The 25659-nt window shown below is 37.2% G+C and carries 16 protein-coding genes and 1 tRNA gene; 11 read left to right on the top strand and 6 right to left on the bottom strand.

The features are described 5' to 3' along the window. Positions 1–313 precede the first annotated feature (313 nt). The 4 genes from ACFX5U_RS20100 (at position 314) to ACFX5U_RS20085 (ending at position 6377) form a co-directional block, all read left to right on the top strand. On the top strand, positions 314–1429 hold the full coding sequence (locus tag ACFX5U_RS20100; protein ID WP_400261861.1) for an SDR family NAD(P)-dependent oxidoreductase: 1116 nt from the start codon (positions 314–316) through the stop codon (positions 1427–1429). Then, positions 1416–2291: a polysaccharide biosynthesis protein gene (locus ACFX5U_RS20095; RefSeq protein WP_400261860.1), complete on the top strand. Its 876-nt coding sequence runs from the start codon at positions 1416–1418 to the stop codon at positions 2289–2291. Before ACFX5U_RS20100 ends, ACFX5U_RS20095 begins: the two co-directional genes overlap by 14 nt. Before the next feature lie 202 nt (positions 2292–2493). Beyond that, the gene (locus ACFX5U_RS20090; protein WP_284180537.1) at positions 2494–4656 is read left to right on the top strand and encodes an ATP-binding protein; all 2163 of its coding nucleotides are present in this window, start codon (positions 2494–2496) and stop codon (positions 4654–4656) included. 653 nt (positions 4657–5309) lie between these two features. After that, complete coding sequence (locus ACFX5U_RS20085; RefSeq protein ID WP_400261859.1) at positions 5310–6377, top strand: acyloxyacyl hydrolase; 1068 nt, start codon at positions 5310–5312, stop codon at positions 6375–6377. Between the two features lie 31 nt (positions 6378–6408). On the opposite strand, the gene ACFX5U_RS20080 is transcribed toward ACFX5U_RS20085, so the two are convergent. From ACFX5U_RS20080 to ACFX5U_RS20065, 4 genes are all read right to left on the bottom strand, one after another. Continuing rightward, positions 6409–6486 (bottom strand) — tRNA-Val (locus tag ACFX5U_RS20080). Between the two features lie 242 nt (positions 6487–6728). Further along, positions 6729–7805: a GDP-mannose 4,6-dehydratase gene (gene gmd / locus ACFX5U_RS20075; protein ID WP_400261858.1), complete on the bottom strand. Its 1077-nt coding sequence runs from the start codon at positions 7803–7805 to the stop codon at positions 6729–6731. Positions 7806–7814: 9 nt separating this feature from the next. Continuing rightward, positions 7815–8762: a GDP-L-fucose synthase gene (locus ACFX5U_RS20070; protein WP_280571684.1), complete on the bottom strand. Its 948-nt coding sequence runs from the start codon at positions 8760–8762 to the stop codon at positions 7815–7817. A 274-nt stretch (positions 8763–9036) separates the two neighbouring features. Continuing rightward, on the bottom strand, positions 9037–10983 hold the full coding sequence (locus ACFX5U_RS20065; RefSeq protein WP_280571685.1) for a nucleoside-diphosphate sugar epimerase/dehydratase: 1947 nt from the start codon (positions 10981–10983) through the stop codon (positions 9037–9039). A 506-nt stretch (positions 10984–11489) separates the two neighbouring features. Between ACFX5U_RS20065 and ACFX5U_RS20060 the strand changes: the two genes are divergently transcribed. Together ACFX5U_RS20060 and hmpA are read left to right on the top strand one after the other, a co-directional pair. Next, positions 11490–12755 carry a chloride channel protein gene (locus ACFX5U_RS20060; RefSeq protein WP_400261857.1) on the top strand — a complete coding sequence of 422 codons (1266 nt, stop codon included), beginning with the start codon at positions 11490–11492 and terminating at the stop codon, positions 12753–12755. Between the two features lie 375 nt (positions 12756–13130). Beyond that, positions 13131–14336 carry an NO-inducible flavohemoprotein gene (gene hmpA / locus ACFX5U_RS20055; protein WP_400261856.1) on the top strand — a complete coding sequence of 402 codons (1206 nt, stop codon included), beginning with the start codon at positions 13131–13133 and terminating at the stop codon, positions 14334–14336. A gap of 173 nt (positions 14337–14509) precedes the next feature. Here the strand turns inward: hmpA and ACFX5U_RS20050 are convergent, their stop codons facing one another. Further along, on the bottom strand, positions 14510–15346 hold the full coding sequence (locus ACFX5U_RS20050) for an urea transporter (RefSeq protein ID WP_400261855.1): 837 nt from the start codon (positions 15344–15346) through the stop codon (positions 14510–14512). Between the two features lie 302 nt (positions 15347–15648). Between ACFX5U_RS20050 and ACFX5U_RS20045 the strand changes: the two genes are divergently transcribed. Beyond that, positions 15649–16896, top strand: a complete 1248-nt coding sequence (locus tag ACFX5U_RS20045) for a glycoside hydrolase family 88 protein (protein ID WP_400261854.1) — start codon at positions 15649–15651, stop codon at positions 16894–16896. Between the two features lie 214 nt (positions 16897–17110). Here the strand turns inward: ACFX5U_RS20045 and ACFX5U_RS20040 are convergent, their stop codons facing one another. Next, entirely contained in the window at positions 17111–17302 is a 192-nt protein-coding gene (locus tag ACFX5U_RS20040) for a cold-shock protein (RefSeq protein WP_021190047.1), read from the bottom strand. Between the two features lie 254 nt (positions 17303–17556). Between ACFX5U_RS20040 and ACFX5U_RS20035 the strand changes: the two genes are divergently transcribed. From ACFX5U_RS20035 to ACFX5U_RS20020, 4 genes are all read left to right on the top strand, one after another. Continuing rightward, a complete protein-coding gene (locus tag ACFX5U_RS20035; protein ID WP_280571697.1) occupies positions 17557–19875 on the top strand; it encodes a GH92 family glycosyl hydrolase in 2319 nt (772 codons plus the stop codon). Between the two features lie 205 nt (positions 19876–20080). Continuing rightward, positions 20081–20803, top strand: coding sequence for a basic secretory protein-like protein (locus ACFX5U_RS20030; protein WP_400261853.1), 723 nt, complete (start codon positions 20081–20083; stop codon positions 20801–20803). A gap of 4 nt (positions 20804–20807) precedes the next feature. Continuing rightward, positions 20808–23102, top strand: a complete 2295-nt coding sequence (locus ACFX5U_RS20025; RefSeq protein WP_400261852.1) for a GH92 family glycosyl hydrolase — start codon at positions 20808–20810, stop codon at positions 23100–23102. A 19-nt stretch (positions 23103–23121) separates the two neighbouring features. Then, positions 23122–25407 carry a GH92 family glycosyl hydrolase gene (locus ACFX5U_RS20020; RefSeq protein WP_400263620.1) on the top strand — a complete coding sequence of 762 codons (2286 nt, stop codon included), beginning with the start codon at positions 23122–23124 and terminating at the stop codon, positions 25405–25407. Positions 25408–25659: the final 252 nt, after the last annotated feature.

The raw sequence follows: 25659 nt of genomic DNA, 5'->3' as shown, positions 1-25659 counted from the left end.
AACAAGTCGTTAAGATTTAAGTTGCTTCATTCAAACGGAATGTAACGATATTTTTGCTTTAAGTGGAATGCCTATCTGTCATTAAATAAAATTTTTATCAACAATTTGTTACAATATTTGTTATGTCAACTGCCATAGCATGGGGATGAAGACATATCGGTGCATAAATTATGATATTAATTTCAATTCTAGCAGAATTGTTAGAATTTATGTAACTTGGTATAGTGCTACTGATTATAAGTTATATAGCTGTCATATTGCTAAGCACAAACTAACCTCATTTTATAAAGATTAAAAACTTAAATGTAAAGTTATGATAGGTTCTTGGGGGGATTTGAAAAGGCGTCTACGTAAAGATAATCCGAGATGGGTTATCCTGATGATTGATATGTTTTTTGTAGTTGCCAGTTATTTGCTTGCCAACTATATCTTTTTTAATATTAAGGGTACGCCGGAGGTTATTTTGATTTTTCAGAAATTGATGATCGTATTATCGGTTTATTTTACTCTATTTCTCAGCCATAGCATCTTTAAAGGGATCGTACGTGAAACTGGTATCCGAGATACCATTAAAATCTTTAAAACGGTAGCAATGGGCTATGTTGTTCTGCTTTTCATAAACTTACTTGTCCGAATTTTTATTGATAAGGGAACAGTTGCAGGTGATGTATTACGACAATCTTATCCTGTACTGACGATACAAGCCTGTATTTTGATGGTCATTATGGTCGGTGCTCGGGTTGTTTATCGAACCTTATTCGATTACCTCTTCTTGCCTGCTAGAAAATTGGAAAATGTGTTGATTTTTGGTGCTTCGCGTCCTGGTTTGACATCCTACACTTTGTTGAGAGAAGATGGTAGAGTTAAATATCAGGTTATTGCTTTTGTTGAAGATCAATTGTCCCGCATTGGTAAGCGTCTTGCTGGTTTGAAAATATTGGATATTTCCGAGATTAATAAAAGCTATATAAAAAAATATAGAATTTGTGAAGTAATCATAGCTGTAGAGAATAATGATCCGGAGCGATTACAATTTGTATCCGATTGGTTTCATGAGCTGGGTCTTGAACTTAAGATCATGTCTCCCGCTCGAATCTTACCAAATGCAAGATCTGGACGTGAAATACGTGCTTTGAAAATTGATGATTTATTGGGTCGTAAGCCGATAAAGTTGGAACATCAAGAAATTGAAATCGCAATGGAAGGCAAGGTTATTTTGGTAACAGGTGCTGCAGGATCTATTGGGTCGGAGTTGGCTAGGCAGATTGCCAAACGTGCTTATAAAAAATTGATTTTGGTGGATCAAGCCGAATCACCCTTATATGATATTCAGCAATCGATTAAATGTAGTCAACTTGAAGATATGCATTGTATCGTTGGTGATGTTCGCAATTATGGTTTTATGCAAAAGGTATTTGCAGAAACATAGACCTGACTTTGTATTTCATGCAGCTGCATATAAGCATGTACCATTGATGGAAGCTAATCCTTATGAATCTATACAAACCAATGTTTTGGGAAGCAAGAATATGGCCGATCTGTGTATGGAATATGATGTCCAGAAAATGGTCATGGTTTCTACTGATAAGGCTGTCAACCCAACGAATATCATGGGGGCGACTAAAAGAATGGCAGAAATTTATATTAGCAGTTGTGCTGGTAAGTCTAAAACAAACTTTATCATTACCCGTTTTGGAAATGTTTTGGGATCCAATGGCTCGGTTATTCCTTTGTTTGAAAAACAGATGGAGCAGGGCGGACCACTGACATTAACTCACCCTGAGATAACCCGGTTTTTTATGACCATTCCGGAAGCATGTTTATTGGTGCAGGAAGCAGGTATCATGGGCAATGGAGGAGAAATATTTGTTTTTGATATGGGGAAGTCAGTACGCATCATTGATTTGGCTAAACGGATGATTAATCTGAAAGGTTACCGTTATCCAGAAGATATCGATATAAAAATCGTAGGGTTGAGACCCGGAGAGAAAATCTATGAGGAGCTTTTGGCTAATAATGAGAATACAATCAAAACACATCATCCAAAAATTATGATTGCTAAAGTTAACCATGATGATCTGATGCAAAAAGTGCAAATGATAAACGATTTGTGTCTACAAATGGTTAATTCGCACATGATGTTTCCGGATTACATGAGTTTGGTCAGAAACATGAAAAAGATTGTTCCGGAATTTAAATCTCGAAATTCTGAATTTGAAATTTTAGATACTGAAATCTTGGATAATAGGGCTTCGGAAGTACCCATATACCCAATAACCAAGAAGGCATAAGTTTCGTGTTTAATAAAATTTGTTTCGCAGTTGCGATAAACAGCATTTATTTGCTGTAAAAAAAATAAGCCTCCTTTCTGAGCAATATAGAGATTACTGTGCAACTCTATTGAAAATACGGCCTTTTCATGGACTTTGGCGTAATTGTGTACCTGTGTTTTTTGCGAATAGATGATAAATTTATTTCGTGTCGTTTAATGAAATGCTTAACTTTACGGAAAAATATAGTCCATTGTCAACTTCTAAGAGTAAAAAAACATTTATATTAAGGAAGCTATTAATTGGTGCATTAATGGCTTCATTTGCTTACCTGATTGCGATATTTATTTATCAGTATCTCGAGCAACAAAAAGTTAAGGAGCGCCTCACATCGTACACGTCTTCTTATCAAGAATCTTCAGCCTTATTTCCGGTTTATTCAGCTTATAGTGAGGCTGATAATCTTTTCAGACTCTATACTGTAAATTTTGAAGATGACACTTATTTGGCTTATAAGCTAAAGCTGGATACCATCAAGCTTTATGTTGATTCGATATCATCGTTGCCTTTAGCAGATGATATCATGCAGATGAGTACTTTGGATATGGAGCAAAAGAACTTATTAGCGCAAGAGTTTGTCGGATTGAAACAAACAGTCGATCAGCTAATATTTTTCACAAATGATTCGCTGTCAACATTATCTTCTTCAGCTAAAGCAACTGTTGAAGCTCCTCGATTTGAACGTGCAGATTCCGTGATGAATCGAATTATGAGAGATACTTCATTCAATTCATTGAAACAGGATACGACAATTAGAAAGAAAGAAAAACTATTTAACCGTATTTTCAATGCTAAAAATGATACGCTCGTTGCAAATACAATCACTCAAGATTTTAATACTTCCCAACGTGATGTGATATCGAAACAAATAGAATATCTGATAAAACAGAATAAGATTGTATATGCGCAAAATGTGAAAAAGCTGCAACAGAAGTTTAAAGCTCTACAGAATAAAGAGAAGGAGCTTATTCAAGCGAATCGAAACCTTTTGGATAATCTACGTAAAGGAATCGATAAAATTAAAGCATTCGAAATAGAAAGTCTCAGAAAAGCGGAAGAAAAGGATTTAGCGGTATATAAACAAAGTACCATCAATTTTAGAAATCAACTTGTTGCTTCTTTGGCTATCATTTTATTGATGATGGTTTTTATTTTCTATTATCAGTCCAATGCGGTATCCTATGAGCGTAAATTGCAAGAAGAAAAAGACTATGCAGCGAAGATTGCAAGCGAAAAAACGACAATTTTGGCTAGTGTAAGCCATGAGGTCCGGACGCCGATTAACTCGCTCTTAGGTATTATCGATATATTGAGAAAAAGTGGAAGTCATGAGGTAATCGATGAGGAGTACCTGGATTCGGCTTCTCATGAGATTGAGGTTATCAATAGTACGGTTAATGATATCTTGAACATCAGTAAGTTGGAAGCGGGGGTGCTAGACGTTGAGTATGATTTCTTCTCACCTTATCAGGTAATCGATGATATCATCCATTTGCATAGGCACCATGCTCAAAAGAAGAATATTAAGTTCATTAAGAAATTGGATATCGATTCAAAATTGTTGATCTGTAGTAGTGAGTTTCGAATGAGGCAGATCGTGTCCAACTTACTCAGTAATGCCATTAAATATACCGAACTGGGTGATGTAAATATTCACGCTTATATAAAGGTGAAAAACGGAAAATCTTTTTGCTTTGTCGAAGTGAAAGATAGTGGACGTGGTATAGCACTTGAAGAACAGGTTTTGGTTTTTAGACCTTACTATATGGCAGGCTCAAAAGTTCAGTCGAGTAGTTTTGGGTTGGGACTTTATATCTCCAAATTGTTTGTCGAACAATTACATGGAAGCCTTGATTTGGAAAGTGTTTTGGGAAAGGGCTCGACATTTACTTTGTCATTTCCGATTAAAGAATCTAAGACTGAACAAACTCATGCGGAACTGTATACGTTAGCAGATCTTTCACTAGACCTTCAAATTGCTATTGTAGATGATAATCGAATCAATATTCTTTACCTGAAGCATTACTTCAAAGATTTTGCGAATGTACATATTTTTGAAAAAGGTCAAGATGCTTTGGAATATCTGCAACACAATCCGGTACAGCTGGTGATTACTGATTTGCATATGGCAGTTATGAATGGTTGGGAATTGCTTGAAAAAATACGGAATAATGGGGCATGGCAGCACATTAAAGTTTTTGTGTTTACTGCAGATAATATGTATTTTGAGATTGAACAACAAAATCAGAAAAATCAGTTTGATGGGAAACTCAAAAAACCATTGGATGCGCATGATTTGATTACATGTATTCGAAAAGTTAAATAAAAATATTTTTTTGTATACAGATGCTCCTCATCTTTATGTGGAGCAGCTGTGTTTTTTTAAGTTAAATCCTATCTTGAAAATCGAGCTAGTGCCTTCGATTTAAAATCTATCTATTTTATATTAGACCTGTAGTTTGCACGATACTAAAGATTAGAATCTTTGTGAAATGATTCATAGAATAGCACGGCAAGGATGCCGTGCTATTCTTGTTTACAGGTATTGTACATATAAATGCTGTGATCTTAGTTTATGTAATAATGGACTATTATTTTGATTTTTGGGCATGGCTATTATTTAAAAAAAGATAGATTGAATGGTAGTGAAATCTATTTGGATATTATTCGTTAAATTTGTCGATTTACGTCAAACAAAGCATTCTTAGCGCTTGTTATGAATAGTGCAATAGTTATTGTTCATAAATGAATAGCGTTTTATTTATTTTTATCGTTCAGGCGACATGGAAATCGTAAACTAGATTGCTAAAGTTTGTTATTAATCTTATCAAAACATTTTAAAGGCTTATTTAATGCTAGCAAGAATTTTTACTTTTTTCACTTTAACTTTTATTTCCTTCCAACTGAGCGCTCAGGTAAGCCCCCGAACCGATAGTTTCCCAAGACTCCAGTAAGCATATAATTCCGTCAAAAGTACGATTGATCTTTCAGCTCGAACATGAAAGTGGAGGTGAACTTAAATTGAATGAGCGAGCTAAAGAAACGCTTGCTGATTCTTATTATAGTGGTATCAATTTTAGAGTGGGTTTCCAGAGTAATTACGAAGACTCTGTTAAGAGCATTTATAATCAGATCTATAATTATCCGATTTATGGTGTAGGGCTATATAGCAGTACTTTTGGTCAAGAACATCTTGGAAAACCTTTTGCATTTTATGGATTTGTTGCTGTCCCAATTGCTCCTAAGACAAATAGTAGATGGAACTTTAATTATAGGATTGCGCTGGGTCTGTCAGGTCGATTTAATCCTTACAACGAAGAAGAGAATCCATTTAATTTGATTATTGGGAGCAAAAACAATGTGTTTATTGATTTGGGTTTACAGGCTAACTACCGCGTGACTAGGAAAATTCACTTGGGCGCAGGATTGGCATTTCATCATTTTAGTAATGGCGCTTTGGCATTGCCTAATACGGGAATCAATTTATTGCCTTTGAGTGTATCGGCTACTTATATACCGTCTAGCCAACCTTTTGATTTTAGAAAATACCCAATTCCACCAATGGAAGAAACGCATGAACTCCGCTTTAATTATGCCTTTGGATTCAAACAGATTAATCGTGATGACGATAGACAGTATTTTAAGTCAACATTGGGAGCTTATTATAGCAAACATCTGGGCTATAAGTGGCGTGTAGGTGCTGGAATGGATGCATTCTATTCGGCAAGTGGCAATGATAGTAAAATAGCCGGTGATAAAGCGGGTAGGCTATCGGCGTTAATCTCTTATGGTCCTGCTTTATATTTTGACCATGTACTCAATACCAGGCTAAATATTAATGCAAATCTCGGAACTTATTTACATCGAAATGAATTTAACGGAGAGGGAAGCCCAGTGTACCTTCGTATTGGCGTACGTACTAAAGTTTATAAGGAAGTTTTTGCTGGCGTTTCTATTAAGGCTCATGGTGGTAAAGCCGATTTTATTGAGTGGACGACCGGTTATGGTATTCGGTTAAAGAAGAAAAACGTGAAACAAAATGACTAATAAAAAAAGAGCATCTATCAAGATGCTCTTTTGGTGGAGACTACTGGGTTCGAACCAGTGACCCCTACCTTGTCGAGGTAGTGCTCTAAACCAGCTGAGCTAAGCCTCCAATTGTTTTATGGTCTAACCTGAATCAGGGCCAGATGACTCCATTTGTTTAATAACTGCTGCAAAGAAAGCAATTTTTTATAAATAAAAAAATCAAATTCAAAAATATAGGTTAAATTAATTGGGAATCTGATTTTTTAATCTATTTTTCGTATAATTTAGATAAATACCAAGCATTTTGTGAAGCTATGCTTGGTATTCATCCTTGTGTTGAGCTATATCATGATCATGTTAACCGGATGATTAATGATAGCGATTGTTTTTTGCTAAAGCGATATCGCAATCCATCATCTCTTTGACCAAACCTGCCAAGTCATACTTTGGCTTCCAACCCAATTGTGTATTTGATTTGGTTGGATCGCCCACTAATAGATCTACTTCTGTTGGTCTGTAGTATTGTGGGTCAACTTTTACTACAATTTTGCCGATTTCCAATTGATAGTCTGGATAGAGGCAAGCTTTAACTTTTGCTACTTCAGATGCATCATTACCTTGAAATTCCAATTCGATACCTACTTCAGCAAATGCCATTCGAACAAAATCACGTACATAGGTCGTTACGCCGGTTGCGATAACAAAGTCTTCAGCAACATCTTGTTGCAAAATACGCCACATCGCTTCAACGTAGTCTTTGGCATGTCCCCAATCGCGCTGGGCATTGAGGTTGCCTAGGTATAAACATTCTTGTTTACCTAATGCAATGGCGGCTGTGGCCATCGTAATTTTTCGTGTTACAAAGGTTTCGCCTCTACGTGGCGACTCGTGGTTGAAAAGAATACCATTGCATGCATACATATTATAGGCCTCGCGATAGTTCTTTGTAATCCAAAAGCCATATATTTTTGCTACCCCATAAGGAGAACGCGGATAAAATGGAGTTGTCTCTTTTTGTGGAACTTCTTGTACTAACCCGTAGAGTTCGGAAGTAGATGCTTGATAGATACGTGTCTTTTTTTCCAAACCCAAAATACGGACTGCTTCGAGGATGCGTAATGCCCCTAGACCATCGACATTGGCCACGTATTCCGGTGAATCAAAGGATACTTTGACGTGAGACATGGCTCCTAAATTGTAGATTTCGTCAGGCTGTACTTCCTGAATAATACGAATGATATTGGTTGAATCTGTTAAATCACCATAGTGCAATTTGAAATTGACATTATTTTCATGCTGATCCATGTAAATATGGTCAATGCGTTGTGTGTTGAAGGATGAGGCTCTGCGCTTGATGCCGTGTACCATATAGCCCTTTTCTAATAATAACTCTGCTAAATAGGAACCATCTTGTCCTGTTACACCGGTGATTAATGCAGTTTTCATATTGAATACTTATAATTTTACTTCTTTATAATTGTCTTGGTTTTCTAAAAACCATTGATATGTACGTTTGATTCCTTCTTCTAGTTGAACGAGATGCTTCCAACCTAATTGGTGCATTTTGCTTACATCCATTAATTTTCGCGGTGTACCATCGGGTTTGCTGCTATCCCAAATGATTTCGCCTTGATGGCCGACTACAGATTGAATCAGATTGGCTAAATCTTTAATGCTTAAATCTGTACCTGTGCCCACATTATATAGGTAATCGGGCAGTTTATTCTCTAAAGTAAAGGATACGGCAGCAGCTAGATCATCTACAAACAAAAACTCGCGTAATGGACTCCCCGTTCCCCATAGTGTCACAGCTGTGTTCCCTAGCAACTTAGCATCGTGAAATTTGCGTATCATCGCAGGTAAAACATGTGAACTTGTCAAGTCAAAATTGTCATGAGTACCATACAGATTGGTTGGCATTAAACTGACATAATCCTTTCCAAACTGATTGCGGATAGCTTGACATAATTTTACCCCTGTGATTTTAGCTAAAGCATACCATTCATTAGTGGGCTCGAGACTATCCGTTAATAAACTGGATTCTTGTAATGGTTGTGGTGCAAATTTAGGGTAAATACAGGAAGAACCTAAAAAGATAAATTTTTCTACATCATGTTGTAGGGATTCATGAATCAGATTGTTCTGGATCTGCATATTATCCATTAAAAATTGATAGGGGTAGTTATTATTGGCTAATATACCGCCTACTTTGGCGGCAGCATCAATCACAATGTCCGGTTTTTCTTGTTTGAAAAACTTTTGTACTTGAGACTGATTGCGGAGGTCCAATTCACTGGAAGTGCGTAAAATGAAATTTTGATAGCCTAAATCTTCCAATTTTCTTTTTACTGCAGAACCTACCATACCGCGGTGACCGGCTATGTAAATTTTCTTATTTTTCATATTTCTTGTTTTTCCGCCTTCCCGACCTAAAATACCTATCGTGATTTCTTTTAAACTGAAATGCAAATTACGAAAGAATTTCTGGTATTTTAAGTTAATTAATGCTGTAAAATGAACTGACTTGGCTTTTTGATCATCGATAAATTTATTCTATGGTAGAATAAAGAATAGAAATGATAAATATTGAAATTGTGCTGGTTTATAAAAGGACATAAAAAAGCCCGATATTGTTAAGTTATCGGGCTTTTATGCGCTTAGCTGTGTTTTTTAAAAACTACGCTTCAGCACTATTTTTTTCTGCTAGATGTTCGTCTAAATCTTGGAAAATAGAATTTTGTGATTTGAATTCGGGAACAATCCTTTTGAGTTGTAAAACCAACTGCATATCGTTGATTTCCTCTTTATCTATGGACGTGATATCACGACTGAGTTGTTCGATCAATTGACATTTTTCTTCGATATCTTCGCGATTGACTTGAGCAATCATAATTTTTGGATGATGGGTTTTTTGTGTATTCTCATCATTGGCCAAAAGCTCTTCAAATATTTTTTCTCCAGGTCTTAAGCCTACAATCTTAATGTCGATATCTTCAGGGTAGCGGTATCCTTTTAGTTTGATCATGCGCTTGGCAAGATCGATTATTTTGACTGATTTACCCATATCGAACACGAATATTTCGCCCCCATGGCCCATGACTCCCGCTTCTTGTACTAATAAACAAGCTTCTGGAATGGTCATGAAGTAGCGCGTTATATCTTCATGTGTGAGTGTCAATGGTCCACCTTGTTCCATTTGTTTCTCAAATAATGGTATAACAGATCCGTTAGAACCCAGCACATTTCCAAAACGGGTTACGATGAAATTTGTTTTCCCCAGCGAGCTACAACTGTTCACATAGATTTCTGCAGCGCGCTTGGTGGCGCCCATGACGTTTGTAGGGTTGACGGCTTTGTCGGTCGATACCATGACAAACTTTTGAATCCCATAAGCAACGGATAGATCAGCCATATTTTTACTACCTATCAGATTGGTCCAGATAGCTTCGTATGGATTTTGTTCCATAAGTGGGACATGTTTGTATGCAGCAGCATGGAAAATCATTTGTGGTCTGTAACGCTTAAATATCCGTTCTAAAAATAGTTTATCACGTACATCCCCGACTATACATTTGACTCGGTCTGGATGGGTTGCCTTTAATGATTGCTGTAAATCATAAAGGGGAGACTCTGCTTGGTCTAATAAGATGAGGTGACGATAATTGCGTTGCGAAATCTGACGGGCTAATTCCCCGCCGATAGACCCTGCTGCTCCCGTAATTAGGATAACCTTATTGTCTAGTTCACCATCAATGGCTGGGTTTTCAATCTTGATGGCTTTGCGGCCTAATAAATCTTCAATTTTTAAAGGACGTATCTCTCGTTTGGCTCCTGAATTTAACATAACACGAGAATTCGGCATGATTTTTAATTCAAGATCTAACTGATGAAAGTGATCGGTAACTTGAACTAAGCGCTCTGGATCATTGTTCTCGACAGCGATAATAACCTCTGAGATGTTGAATTGGTCAATGTAAGCCTGATCGATTTTTTCTAAATACAGAATACGTAGACCTGTGATGCGTTTTCCAACACGGGAAACTTTATCTTCGACAAAAGCAACCACGTTGTTTTTTACTCGACGATCTTCACGCAGTAAAGAGTAGGCTACTAACCCTGGTCGTGAAGCTCCAAAAATCAATATGTTTCGATTTTTACGATTTGGCAAAAAGAGCATTTCATAAATGCTTCTATAAGTTACACGAGCTGCAACTAACATAACCATCGTGAAGAAACTATGCATGAATAGGATGATATAGGAGAGTCTTAAAAAATCTCCACTGACACTTCCTTTAGGGATATAATAACGTATGGCAATGGTTGGAATGGCCAAAATCATGAAGGCTAACCATACAGTTTTGAATATTTTAGTAGCATCGTTAATCCCTGTTTGACGAATGATGCCTTTATAGGTACGCATTATTGCAAACGCAATACTATAAGCAAAAATAACGAGAAGACTTTTCTTGAGCATCATAGCTGTTGAATACTCTTCATGTATACTATTGAAAATAAAATTGGAAATTGCATAGCATGCAAAAACGATAAACAAATCAATCATGAGTATAACCCATCTTGGATTATCTTTTCGAAATTTTCGCTTTAACAATGTCAAATTAATCATGAATAGTATTTCAAACAGTGTGTGATTATTAAAATTAATGTCAATTAACAGATGACCCTGATCAGATATTCTCTTGATTGAAAATTATTTGCTTTTTCAATAGAAATGATGACCTAAATGTGCACCTTAAAGTAATAACCGTGCCAAGATGCTGGTAGTAGGTATTATTTGGCATAAGATAAATATACATTATTGTGGATTTAGTAAGAATTTTCTGTGCGAAAGTTCGAAGGTTGGACCATGATATGTACGCTTAGCATATTTAAATATTTTCCTTTCATCAATTGTTTTTTCACAATTGATTAGTTTTTCTAATAGTGGTTCTGTAACGGCAAATTTACGTTTTTTTATTTATTAGCGATAATCTTTTTAATGATTTAGTTGGCTTTTTTATTAGACTACTGATTTAGTAGTAATTGTGCCGTTGAAATCGGATTAATTCCTGAACATACTTGGCTAACTGCTGATTTTTATTGTACATTTGCGACAGAAATAGGAAATCAATCATGAAAGATAAAATACAGCTGTACAGTTATTTTAAGCTCATGATAGGCAGTATTATTGTCGCTGTACTATCCGGGTTATTGGCATATTCTTTAAAGCATTTAACGACTTTTTATCAGGAATACCTCTTCGAAAAGGTTGAATCAACTACTCCTTATTTTTTTATTATCTTTCCTTCTATTGGTATAACCATCATCTACTTTCTTCGAAAATATGCATTCAAGAATAGAAAGAATAAAGGAATTCGAGAGATTTATCGTTCGTTAGATACACGGCAAGATCATTTACCTGCTTATAAAATACCTTCACATTATCTCAATGGTTTTTTGACTGTTATTTTTGGCGGCTCGACAGGTATTGAAGTGTCTACTGTAGTGGCTACCGCAACTGTAGGTAACCAAATGAGCAAAAGAGGCTGGGCTCCGATGAAATTTAAACAGGAATTGATATGTGCCGGAGTGACCGCTGGCGTTGCAGTATTGTTTGGTACGGTATTGGGTGGTTGGTTCTTTGCTATTGAAGTGATTGCAAGAGGTTGGAAAAGGTCGGTGTTAATAAGTTGTACGATTGCTGGTGCGGTAGCGTTTGTAGGTATACATTATTTTGATAACGCCCCTCTACTAACATTTCCAGTAATAGATTGGTACTGGTATGGATTGCCTTTTATGCTTTTTCTGGCTGCTTTGTCTGCAGTATTAGCGATTTACTTTATGAAATTGGTATTGACAAGTAAACAGTTATTTGCTAGAATAAACAATAATTTTTTAAGGGTAAATAGTGGTGCGATAACAATCGGATGTCTTATTTTGCTTTTTCCAGCTTTATACGGAGATAGTTACCACGGTCTTCAAGAAATGCTTTCTCATGTCATTAGCTCTGGCACAATGATGATGGTTCCGATTTCTTTACTCTTGCTTATTGTATTGAAGCCATTCGTAGCGGCGCTAACTTTGGGTGCTGGTGGTGACGGTGGAGTGTTTGCGCCGAGTATAGTAGCGGGAGCTTTTTTAGGAATCGCTGTTGCACTTTTCTTTAATAGCATATTTGGTTTGGAATTATTGGTTTTAAACTTTGCCTTGATCGGTGCTGCCTCAACATTAGGGGCGGCTATCCATGGAAGATGGACCGCGATTTTTTTAATATGTAGTATGGCGCCTAATGCGTATACGTTGTTCATACCTGTTACGTTATCTGTTTGGATTGCCTATGCAATTGCTAAAAAAATCAGTCCTTATAATGTATACACGTACCCTGATATAGCGAAGTAAGTTTGGTGCCAATCAAGTTGCATTCATTTCCTAAGATTTTTTAAGGCTGTGAATTGAAAAATCTTAAGGAATCATCTATTATGCTGTTTGTAGCACATCATATCAACCTTTAGCGTTTATTTCTTTTGTTGATTTATTGTCATTTGTGTTCTTTGTACACATTATTCCTTAATAGAAGATGTAAAAGTCTTTTATTGTTTTTATATTTGTCTGTCTTCAATGGAGAGATTGTATAATGGCTACAGGCTGGTATGAAAATAAGAATGGGTAGTAGAAGGATGTATGCTGATCATAATCTGAACATAGTATAGATGAAACGTTTTTTTAACTAAATAAGAGATATAGATATCTTTTATTTTCAATAAGTATATGATAATGACAACAGATCAAAAACAATTAGTGAAGGCTACTGTGCCTATTTTAAGAGAGCATGGTGTGTTATTGACAACGCATTTCTACAAACGTATGTTTGAGCATAATCCCGAGTTGAAGCATGTGTTCAATATGGGCAATCAACAGAATAGTAAGCAACAAACTGCGTTAGCGATGGCGGTTTTGGCTTATGCAGAGCATATTGAAAATCCTGGTGTATTGATGCCTGTAGTGAATGGTATCGGTCATAAACATACGAGTTTGTCTATCCGACCTGAACATTATGTAATTGTTGGTAATCATCTAATTGCTTCTATTGGAGAGGTATTGGGAGATGGTGCTACTCCTGAACTATTAGAGGCATGGACAGTGGCGTACAACCAACTTGCCTCGTTGATGTCTGGACACGAACAAACAATCTATGATAAACAAACGGCAAAAGTAGGTGGTTGGTCGGGTTGGAGACCATTTGTAGTGAAGCAAAAGGTGAAAGAGTCGGAAGAAATTACCTCTTTTTACTTGTACGCGAGTGATGGCGGCCAAGTGGCTGATTTCTTACCTGGACAATACATCAGTCTACGTCTATTTTTACCAGAACTTAACTTATTACAACCCCGTCAATATAGTATATCGTGCGCACCTAATGGTCAATATTACCGTATCTCAGTTAAAAGAGAAGCTGGGACTAAACATCCTGATGGAATGATCAGTAATCGTTTGCATGATTTTATTGATGTGGATGATATGGTAGAGCTTTCTGCTCCTGCAGGTACATTTGTCCTTGATACGGCGAATGAAAAGCAAAAAGTATTCATCAGTGGAGGTGTAGGACAAACGCCATTGATGTCCATGTTGGAGGAATTGGTGAAAGGTAAATCGGAACGCAATATCCCAATTACTTGGGTGCATGGTTGTCGTAATGAATCGGTACATGCTTTTAAAGATAGACTTGCAGAAATTGCAGCAGCAAATCAAGTCGATCATCATATTTTTTACGATGATGTAGTCGAAACGGGGACTTCCGGATATAATGGTTGGGTAGAATTAGAACGCATAAAAGATGATGTGATTCATGCTGAAGCAGAATATTTCATTTGTGGTCCTGCTCCTTTCATTTCGAAACACTATCACTTTTTGTTGGAAAATGGGGTGGCAAAATCTGCTATTCATTTTGAAGAATTCGGCCCTGCATCGTTACAGTTGAACTAACCCAAAAGTTCATATGAAAAACACCTAACTGAGGACGCTGATAACATGTTGATTAAATAGAGCGTTATCGTACAGTGCTATAAAATATAGAAGCCCAGATTTGAACGAGTCTGGGCTTCATGTTATATTGAATTTCTTTTAATTACCAAAAGCTATTAAAATGTTGTATCTATTTATATTTTGACTTTTTTCATGAAGAATTTCTCTACCCAAGTCGTGATGACAAAAGAAGCTGTCAAAGGAATCACTCCCAGTAAACCAATGAATTCGAAAATGAATAAGCTTAAAAATACGGAAAGTATAATCCAAAGGGTCGCCATACGTTTACTATCTGAAAATGCGATAGCACATAGGATCGCGTTATAGCCAATTAGGCCAGTATAGATCTGTGAATCGGGAAGACTGACCAGTTTTGAAATAACGGTACTGAGCAGTACACTGACCAACGCGTACAATGCTGCCTTGGGTGAATTAATCAGGATTCCGATGAATATCAGGGTACCTGATATCCAATTTTCTTGTAAAAATACCTGTCCGAAACTATTGCCGATGGTCAAGAGTATAGGGGAAGTGTCGCCAGCTATTGAATTTATACTTACTAAAGGTTGTTTAAATAGGTAGTGTACAATAAATAAGAGTATCCATGTAACCAATATAAAAGGTGCTGTATAGGGGTTGATGATTCTTTTAATCTGAAATTGAAGGATGCTAGATAATGAAGATCCTACCACCAAGAGTGCAGTACTGAGGATGTTGAATCCAAAGAAATAATAAATAGCGATAGCCGTAAGAGCGCCATTGAATCCATATATCCCTTTTTCGATATCTTTTATATCGAATTTTAAAACATAGGCGGTCGCTGTACTGATGATACATCCCGCTATGGCTGCTAATGCTAAGAGCCATGAATTGTATAAAATACCTGCCAAAAATAATAATCCTGTATAGGGATTATTCTGTAGCATGATTTGTCCAAAGCCGCGGAGGATAAGGTTGGTTAGTTTGATCATCCGCCAAAGATAGAGAAATGTAGGGATAATCAAAATCTTGTTCCTAGCTAGGTTGGATGTACTTTTTTTTGGGTATTGGAACAGAGAATTCTGTAGAGAAGCCTCTGTTTTTTATTTTTTAGGAATTTATGACTCGAAATCGATTGCGATGATTTCAGCCTTTTGAATTTTAAAATACCTTAACTTCGTTATAATCTATTAAGATGCTGGAAAGATAGTAGGACTGTTGAGTTGTAATGATATATGCTAATGCTTTCTTGAGAGACTATGATGTGTTTACTAATTATATTATGAAGATTCTAATGAAAAGAAAAATGTTAATTCCTCTATTGGGATTGACGATAGCGGGATTAGCCCTAAGCTTTACACCAATTAAATTGCCTTTTATCAAGAAAAGCTTTGAAGCTTCAGAAAAGCAGTATGCTTACTTAGCAAAAGAAGCTGATAAATTGAACAACTTTCCACGTACGATCAATAAAAAAGGAGCGTTAGTGGTAACGAGTGAATGGGACTGGACTGGTGGATTTTTCCCTGGGTCCCTTTGGTATATCTACCATCAAACAGGCGATGAGGCAACAAAGAATGAGGCGATAAAATGGACAGAGGCCTTGGAAAAAGCTAAAAATCTGGATCAACATCATGATATCGGTTTTGTGATGTACTGTTCTTATGGAAATGCAATTAAATATTTAAAAGATTCAAAAAAGGTTGAAGCTTATAAAGAGATTATTATTCATTCGGCAAATACGGCCCTGAAAAGATATGACCCTAAAGTAGGTTTGATAAAGTCTTGGAATCAGAAAAAATCATGGGATGGCAAAACAACTTGGCAGTATCCTGTAATTATTGATAATATGCTGAATTTAGAGATGTTGTGTTATGTATCGGATATCACAGGGGATCCCAAATTTAGAGATGTTGCAATCAGTCATGCTACGAAAACCATGGAAAATCATTTCCGTCCGGATCACAGTACCTACCATGTGGTGGATTATGATGAAAATGGAAAGGCTATCCACAGACAAACGAATCAGGGCTATGCCGATAATTCCACTTGGGCCAGAGGCCAAGCCTGGGCAATCTATGGCTTTACGATGATGTACAAGGAAACCAAGAAAATAGAGTTTTTAGAAACAGCTAAAGCTGCTGCAAATTTTTATATCAATCATAAAAACCTGCCAAAGGATAAAATTCCATATTGGGATTTTAATGCGCTACAGGAAGGTTATCGCTCAGATCTTGACTTTGCATACTTGAAGCTTGATTATATACCGCGAGATGCCTCTGCTGCTGCGGTCGTTGCATCGGCATTAGTAGACCTGTCTACTTTTACGAAGGGAAAAGAGAGTAAAGCTTATTTGGATTTTGCGAAGACTACCTTGAAAACGTTATCTGGACCGGCTTATTTTGCTGATTATAGTACGAATGGTGGATTTTTATTGAAGCATAGCGTGGGAAGTATACCTCATAATTCAGAGATTGATGTGCCGTTGGTTTATGCAGACTATTATTATTTAGAAGGTATGACGCGATTGGCGGCTTTGAAATAAGAAAGATTTATCGTAGTATTTTCTGTTTTAACCCATTTTATTAAAATGTGCTCAAGGATTTAAGTATTCTTGAGCATGTTTTGTTAAGAAAGTATACAGCAATAAGTTTTATTAGGATGTTAGCCTATCATTTTTAATGGCATACCTGCTATTGGTAACAAAAAAAAAGCAGCTTCCGATGAGGAAGCTGCTTTGCAAGAAAATATAATAGTAATTAGTTTATTCTTACATTAACAGCATTTAAGCCTTTTTTTCCGTTTTCAATTTCGTAGCTAACGCTATCGCCTTCTCTAACTTGGTCTTTTAAGCCTGAAATGTGTACAAATACATCGTCTCCGCCATTTTCAGGGGTAATAAAACCAAATCCTTTAGTTTCATTGAAAAACTTTACAGTTCCTTTATTCATTTTATTTTAAAATTATATTAATGCAAGGATAGGGTAAATATGTTAATAATTTCCCAGCTGAAACTAAAAAAGACTTTCATATGACAATTCTTTTAGCCTATACTCCCTTTGTAATAAAGAAGATACGGAGGATTCTTAGTGAAAGTTTTATTTTCATTTATTGCTAAAAGGTTTTATCTTTATTCTCGTTAAATCAATTATTTCTTCTTTTTTTTGTAGGAATACCTAGTTTATGTCAATTTAATGTATCATATATGATTTTTAAAACCCTAAAATGGGGGATAGCATGTAGTTTGAGCCTATCCTTATTTTGTACGAGTATCGTATCTGCCCAGAAATTAAATGGGAAACACGTTGATCCGGTTGATTTGGTTAATCCTTTGATGGGTACTGATTCTAAACCATCATTATCCAATGGAAATACATATCCCGCTATTGGTTTGCCTTGGGGAATGAATATGTGGACACCCCAAACCGGTAAAAATGGAGATGGTTGGCAATATACTTATGCCGCTGATAAAATAAGAGGATTGAAGCAAACGCATCAACCTTCGCCTTGGATGAATGATTATGGTCAGTTCTCCTTGATGCCTGTTACAGGAAAGGCAGCTTTTGACCAAGAGGAAAGAGCAAGTTGGTTTTCTCATAAAGCGGAGAAGGCAACGCCTTATTATTATTCGGTTTATCTCGCAGATCATGACGTGACAGCAGAACTGACACCTACTGAGCGCGCAGCATTCTTTAAATTTTCTTTTAATAAAACCGATTCGGCATTTATCGTGTTGGATGCATTTGATAAAGGATCCGAAGTACAAATTATTCCAGAAAAAAATATGGTAATCGGTTATTCTACGCGTTATTCGCGTGGTAATTTGACCAATTTCAAGAATTATTTTGTATTGGTTTTTGATCAGCCCTTTGATAATTACTCTACATGGGAAGGTAAGGAACGCTTTAAAGGAAAATTGAAATCTACTGCTGATCAAACAGGAGCAATTTTGGGCTTTAAAGTGAAGGATAAAAATAAACCGGTTCAGGTTCGTGTGGCTTCTTCATTTATCAGTGCGGAGCAAGCTGAGCTTAATTTAAAGGAATTGGGAACGCGTAGCTTTGATGAGGTAAAAGCAGATGGTCGCAAGATCTGGAATGAAACCTTGGGACGCTTAGCGGTAGAAGGTGATAATGTCGATCAAATGAGAACTTTTTATTCGACGCTATACCGTACGCTATTCTTTCCGAATAAATTATATGAAATCAATGCTGCTGGCGAAAAGGTTCATTACAGCCCCTATAACGGAAAAATATTACCAGGCCATTTATTTGGTGGGACTGGTTTCTGGGATACTTTCAGAGCGCTATATCCATTCTTGAACTTAGTATATCCATCTATTAATGTTGAAATGCAGGAAGGGTTGAAAAATGCTTATCTAGAAGGTGGCTTTTTACCTGAATGGAGTAGCCCTGGTTTTGCTGATATCATGGTTGGAAATAATTCGGCTTCCGTGGTAGCTGATGCGTATATTAAGGGATTAAGAGGTTATGATATCAATACGCTTTATGAGGCATTGAAACATGGTGCCAACAATGAAGGTCCGATGACGGCGGTTGGTCGTAAGGGTGTTAACTATTATAATGATTTAGGCTATGTCCCTTACGATGTGGGTATTAATGAAAATGCGGCGCGTACGTTGGAATATGCTTATGATGATTTTACCATCTATCAGTTAGCTAAAGCATTGAATAAACCGCAAGCAGATATTGATCTGTATGCAAAAAGAGCACAAAATTATCGTCATCTTTTTGATCCTTCGACTAATTTGATGCGTGGTAAAAATAAGGATGGTAAATTTCAAAGTCCATTCAACCCATTGAAATGGGGTGATGCATTCACCGAAGGTAATAGCTGGCATTACTCCTGGAGTGTATTCCACGATGTGGAAGGTTTGATTGGTTTGATGGGCGGAGATCAGCAATTCAACTTGATGTTAGATAGCGTATTTGTGCAGCCTCCTGCTTTTGATGATAGTTATTATGGAGGTACGATACACGAAATTCGTGAAATGCAAATTGCTAATATGGGGCAATATGCTCATGGCAACCAACCTATCCAACATATGATTTATTTGTATAATTACAGTGAGCAACCTTGGAAAACGCAATATTGGGTACGTCAGGTCTTAGATCGTATGTATCAGGCGACTCCTGATGGTTACTGTGGGGACGAAGATAATGGTCAGACCTCGGCTTGGTATGTTTTCTCTTCTCTGGGTTTCTATCCAGTATGCCCTGCTACGGACGAATATGTATTAGGTGCTCCTCTTTTTTCTAAGGCAACATTGAAGTTGGAAAATGGTAAATCGTTGGAAATTATCGGTAATAAAGCAAGTGCAGAGAACTTTTATGTCAATGACCTGAAGGTAAATGGCAAATCGTACGCTAAAAACTGGTTGAGCCACAAAGAGTTGTTAAAAGGTGGAACCTTAACTTTTGATATGTCGGATAAACCAAACTATAAACGCGGTGCATCTAAAGCTGCAGCACCTTATTCTATGACAACGGAATTGAAGAAATAGTGAATAGGGTTAGTTAGTTAGTTAGTTAGTTAGTTAGTTAGTTAGTTAGTTAGTTAGTTAGTTAGTTAGTTAGTTAGTTAGTTAGTGGGAAGGGTTGGATGTTTATGATTCAACCCTTTTTGTTTTTTTAAGCATGTTTAATTTAAAAAGAAATTGTGTGTAGTATGCTCAAGTGTATCTTTTAATTCATATAATAAAAACTAGAATGATGAATTTTACTAAAATAGTCGGATGTGTATTAGGTTTGATTACTTGTCAAATAACCTTTGCACAAGATAATTGGCAACATACAGACCTTGACCGTAAGCTGGCTGTTGATACGGATAGTATGACAAGAAAAGGTTATACGCTGATCTGGATCAATAAGGATGAGAATTTTAACCCAGAACTGAAAGAGAGGTTAGTAAATACCTTCTTTGTAAATTATCCTAAATTGGCAAAAACATATAATAAAAACACCATGAAGAAAGTGTCTTTTGTTATCGATCCAGATTATAAAGGTGTTGCAGCTACTGCTGGAGGAATCGTGCGCTACAGTCCTGAGTGGTTTGCCAAAAATCCAGGTGACATTGATGTGGTCACACATGAAGTGATGCATATTGTGCAGGGCTATCCTAATGAATCGGGCCCGTGGTGGATTACGGAAGGAATTGCCGACTATGTTCGATTTGTCAATGGCATCGATAACGAAGGTGCTAATTGGAAATTGCCAGAATGGAATGATAACCAAAATTACACGGACTCTTACCGTGTCACTGCTCGCTTCTTTTTTTGGATTGAAAAAAACAATAAAAAGGGATTTGTTAAAAATCTAGATGCAGCAATGCGAAATAAAACTTATTCTGATGTATTTTGGAAAAATCAAACGGGTAAGACACTCGAAGAATTATGGGCTGATTATAGCCAACATCCGTCGCTTAAAATCTAAAGACATGTTCAGAAAACGACTTCTATATTTGGGATTATTACTTATCCCCGCTCTACTACAGGCGCAACAGTCCAATTTAATTCAATATGTGAAACCTTTGATTGGTACTGCCCGTATGGGACATACTTTTCCTGGTGCAACAGTCCCTTTTGGGGCAGTGCAATTGAGCCCGGATACGGATACCATTTCTTATGCTGTGAATGGTCAATATAATGGTGATGTTTATAAATATTGTGCCGGATATCAATATGATGACCCAACAATTGTTGGATTCAGTCATACACATTTTAGTGGCACAGGACATGCAGACCTTGGTGATATCTTGGTGATGCCTACGCAAGGGAAATTACAGTTGAATCCAGGTACTGCCAATCGGCCACAAGATGGATATCGATCTCCCTATTCACATACCAATGAGGTTGCTGAAGCAAACTACTACAGTGTAATGCTGGATAAGCATCAGATTAAAGCAGAAATGACAACCACTACCCGGGTGGGGATACATCGTTATACTTTTCCTAAGTCCGATGCCTCACATTTGATACTGGATCTGACAGCGGGAATCTATAACTACGAAGGAAAAAATGTATGGACCGTAGTGCGGGTATTGAATGATTCTACTCTAGTCGGCTATCGCCAAACAAATGGTTGGGCTCGTACACGTACAGTTTACTTCGCAATAAAAACGTCGAAGGCATTTAAAAATTATGGCGCTAAATATGAAGATGGAAAACAGGTCTACGGAGGCTTTTGGCGTAAGTTTGATCAAAAAGACAATTTCCCAGATCTAGCAGCACATCAAATTAAACTAAATCTAGATTTTGACACCAAGGAAGGCGAAGAGGTTATGATGAAAGTTGCTTTGAGTCCGGTTAGCATGAAAAATGCTCTTTTGAATATGGAGGAAGAAGCCAATGACTGGGATTTTGAAAAGTATGTGAAGGCAGGGCAACAATCTTGGGAAAAAGAGCTTAGTAAAATTCAGGTTGATATGTTGAACAAAGAAGATATGGTTAATTTTTACACTGCGATGTACCATGCCAGTCTGATGCCAACAGTATATATGGATGTGAATGGAGAATATAAGGGCTTAGATCAAGAAATACATCAGGCAAAAGGGTTTACAAACTATACCTCTTTTTCTCTTTGGGATACCTTTCGCGCTTTTCACCCACTTATGAATCTAATCGATCCTGCCCGTAATGCCGATATGGTCGCCTCGATGATGGCGCACTATGATCAAAGCGTGTTGCAAATGTTGCCAATATGGTCACATTATGCCAATGATAATTGGTGCATGAGCGGCTATCACTCCGTATCGGTAGTGGCAGATGCTATTTTGAAAGGAGTCTATAAAGGTGATGCGGAAGCCGCATTGGCTGCTTGTGTTCAAACGGCAAATACACGTCGCTATGAAGGTATCGGAGCATATATCGATATGGGCTATGTACCGGAAGGGATTTCTGGAACTTCGGTTTCGAATACGCTTGAGTATGCTTATGATGATTGGTGTATCGCACAGTTGGCTAAAAAATTAGGAAAAGAGGATATTTACCGAACCTTTATAAAAAGAGCAGAAAATTGGAAGAATGTCTATGATCCATCGATAGGCTTTATGCGTCCTAAAGATGAAAATGGAATATTTAGAGCAAAGTTTGATGTTTTGGAGACACATGGTCAGGGATTTATCGAAGGCAATACCTGGAATTATAGCTTATATGTGCCCCATCAGCCTCTGGAAATGATGAATATGATGGGAGGGATGAAGAAATTGGAAAATTATCTCGATTCTTTATTTACAATGGAACTACCTGATAAATATTTTGAGCATACCGAAGATATAACGCGAGATGGTATCATTGGTAATTATGTACATGGCAATGAACCATCGCACCATGTTGCCTACCTTTATAATTTGACAAAAAGCCCTTGGAAGGCTCAGGCTCGAGTTCGTCAGATCATCCGCAATCAATACCACAACGGACATGCTGGATTAGGTGGTAATGATGACTGCGGTCAGATGTCTGCTTGGTACTTGTTTACAGCTTTGGGTTTTTATCCAGTTGCACCGGGGGATGATGCCTATTGGATAGGGAGTCCATTGGTTAAATCGGCTAGGATTAACCTAGAAAATGGAAAAACAATTTCAATAGAAGTGAAGAATCAGTCAGAAAAGAATGTCTATGTTAAAAAAGTAAGTTTAAATGGTCAGTCTTTATCCGATTTGAAAATTTCTTATGAGGCGATTAAGAATGGTGCTGAACTGGTTTTTGAGATGTCAAATAAACCTGGTAAGTAGCTAAATAAATATTAAAATGATGAATTTTAAAAAAGTGATGGGGGGAATTGCTTTATTCTTTGTCTTACAAGGAGTCGAAGCACAACCCTTTAGTCCAGTGGATTATGTGAATCCACTGATTGGTACGCAATCTAAGTATGAGTTATCCAATGGCAATACATATCCTGCTATTGCAATGCCGTGGGGAATGAACTTTTGGACTCCTCAGACAGGAAATATGGGGGATGGTTGGGTATATACCTACACCGCTGATAAAATCAAAGGATTTAAACAGACTCACCAACCAAGCCCATGGAATAATGATTATGGTCAATTTTCCATTATGCCCACTACGGGTGAACCGGTATTTGATCAGGAGAAACGTGCCAGTTGGTTTTCGCATAAGGCAGAAATCGTGAAACCGTATTTTTATAGTGTTTATCTAGCTGACTATGATGTGACGACTGAGCTTACACCTACAGAGCGAGGAGCTGCCTTTCGTTTTACATTCCCTAGGACCGAGCAGGCAAATATTGTTATTGATGCTTTTGATAAAGGATCGTATATAAAAGTAATTCCAGGAGAAAATAAGATTATCGGTTACAATACACGAAATAGTGGTGGAGTGCCAGATAACTTTAAAAACTATTTTGTCATTGTTTTTGACCGTGCTTTTGATTTTAAATCTGCAGTAAAAAGTGGAGCGATAAACAGTAATCTACTTGAACTGGAGGATGATCATGCTGGGGCAATAGTGGGGTTTAAAAACTTAAAACGTGGTGAAGAAGTAATCGCGCGAGTGGCATCCTCTTTTATTAGTTTTGAGCAGGCAGAACTTAATCTTAAGGAAGTAAAAGGAAAAACGTTTGATGAGATTGCAGAGGCAGGGAAAGCAAAATGGAATGAGGTGCTAGGGCGTGTCGAGGTGAAAGATTCAGATGCCGATCGATTAAAGACCTTTTATTCGTGCTTATACCGATCTACGTTATTCCCACGTGACTTTTCAGAAATCGATGCACAGGGAAATCGTATACATTACAGCCCTTATAATGGAAAAGTACTTCCTGGCGAGATGTTTACCGATACGGGATTTTGGGATACATTTAGAAGCTTATTTCCTATGTTAAATTTGCTTTACCCAGAGATGAATGACCGTATGCAAGCAGGATTGGTAAATGCTTACAAAGAAAGCGGTTTTTTACCAGAATGGGCATCCCCAGGCCATCGTGAATCGATGATTGGCAATAACTCTGCAGCTGTTGTTGCTGATGCATTTATTACAGGTAGAAAGGGGTATGATGCGAATTTATTATGGGAGGCGGTACAGCATGGAGCGAACCAATCTCATCCGAAAATATCAGCTACGGGACGTTTTGGTTATAAGGTTTATAATCAATTGGGATATATACCTACAGATCAGAATATCAATCAAAATGTAGCACGAACTTTAGAATATAGTTACAATGATTGGAGTATCTATCAATTTGGAAAAGCGCTGGGTAGACCGGCGTCAGAAATTGAGGTGTATGCAAAGCGAGCTGTGAATTATAAACATCTATTTGATGCAGAAACAAAGTTGATGCGGGGTAAAAAATCGGATGGAACTTTTATTACTCCTTTTGCCCCAAGTGCGTGGTCGAAAGAATATACAGAAGGTAATGCTTGGCATTGGAGTTTCTGTGTCTTTCATGATCCACAGGGATTGATAGACCTCATGGGGGGAAAGCAGGCTTTTAACGCGATGCTGGATACTGTATTTGTGATTCCTAGCTACGAAGGGATGAAGAGTAGGAGCATGATCCATGAGATGCGTGAAATGCAAGTCATGAATATGGGACAATATGCACATGGTAATCAACCCATTCAGCATATGCCTTACTTGTATAATTATGCTGCTGAACCCTGGAAATCGCAATATTGGGTTCGTAAAATAATGGATAATCTATATTTACCAACACCTGATGGTTATTGTGGTGACGAAGATAATGGTCAAACTTCTGCATGGTATGTATTCTCAGCATTGGGTTTCTATCCTGTGGCCCCAGGTTCGGGAGAGTATGTACTGGGATCGCCTCAATTTGAGTCTGTCAAATTGAATCTGCAGAATGGTAATGTGGTGGAGATTGACGCGAAAAACCAATATAAAAATAATGTTTATGTCAATCAGGTGAAAGTAGATGGAAAAATCTATACGAAGAACTTTTTTCGATATAAAGACCTTATGAAAGGTGCGAAAATACAGTTTGATATGTCTGAGAAACCTAATAAAAATAGAGGAATTAAGGATGACGATGCGCCTTACTCATTCAGTAAGATGAAATTGTAATTTTAAGGTCCTATGCTATGAGGGGTCTATGTGATTCAATTTTATGCTGGATTATGTTGGGAAGTTAGTAGACTAGGATGTTATGGCGGCATGAAATTTTTCATTTATGTTAGCTATTTAATGAATGATATATGTTAATTAATAAGAGCGTGCGGCAATAGTTATTGTCCACGCTCTTTTGTTAGATTATCAGGGTACCAGCTATTTACTTCCCCTGTCCTCAATTACTAAAGATACCTACTATTTTTATCA

Origin of the sequence: Sphingobacterium sp. SG20118 (assembly GCF_044740685.1) — a bacterium.
GTDB lineage: Bacteria > Bacteroidota > Bacteroidia > Sphingobacteriales > Sphingobacteriaceae > Sphingobacterium.
The sequence above is the reverse complement of the archived record's forward strand: the minus strand, read 5'-3'. Positions and strand labels throughout refer to the sequence as shown.

Coding starts and splice junctions, on each gene's coding strand:
- gmd (WP_400261858.1), bottom strand. CDS start 7,805: ATGAAAACTGCATTAATCACCGGTGTAACAGGACAAGATGGTTCCTAT.
- hmpA (WP_400261856.1), top strand. CDS start 13,131: ATGACAACAGATCAAAAACAATTAGTGAAGGCTACTGTGCCTATTTTA.
- ACFX5U_RS20070 (WP_280571684.1), bottom strand. CDS start 8,762: ATGAAAAATAAGAAAATTTACATAGCCGGTCACCGCGGTATGGTAGGT.
- ACFX5U_RS20020 (WP_400263620.1), top strand. CDS start 23,122: ATGAATTTTAAAAAAGTGATGGGGGGAATTGCTTTATTCTTTGTCTTA.
- ACFX5U_RS20045 (WP_400261854.1), top strand. CDS start 15,649: ATGAAAAGAAAAATGTTAATTCCTCTATTGGGATTGACGATAGCGGGA.
- ACFX5U_RS20025 (WP_400261852.1), top strand. CDS start 20,808: ATGTTCAGAAAACGACTTCTATATTTGGGATTATTACTTATCCCCGCT.
- ACFX5U_RS20030 (WP_400261853.1), top strand. CDS start 20,081: ATGATGAATTTTACTAAAATAGTCGGATGTGTATTAGGTTTGATTACT.
- ACFX5U_RS20050 (WP_400261855.1), bottom strand. CDS start 15,346: ATGATCAAACTAACCAACCTTATCCTCCGCGGCTTTGGACAAATCATG.
- ACFX5U_RS20065 (WP_280571685.1), bottom strand. CDS start 10,983: ATGATTAATTTGACATTGTTAAAGCGAAAATTTCGAAAAGATAATCCA.
- ACFX5U_RS20060 (WP_400261857.1), top strand. CDS start 11,490: ATGAAAGATAAAATACAGCTGTACAGTTATTTTAAGCTCATGATAGGC.
- ACFX5U_RS20100 (WP_400261861.1), top strand. CDS start 314: ATGATAGGTTCTTGGGGGGATTTGAAAAGGCGTCTACGTAAAGATAAT.
- ACFX5U_RS20035 (WP_280571697.1), top strand. CDS start 17,557: ATGATTTTTAAAACCCTAAAATGGGGGATAGCATGTAGTTTGAGCCTA.
- ACFX5U_RS20040 (WP_021190047.1), bottom strand. CDS start 17,302: ATGAATAAAGGAACTGTAAAGTTTTTCAATGAAACTAAAGGATTTGGT.
- ACFX5U_RS20090 (WP_284180537.1), top strand. CDS start 2,494: ATGCTTAACTTTACGGAAAAATATAGTCCATTGTCAACTTCTAAGAGT.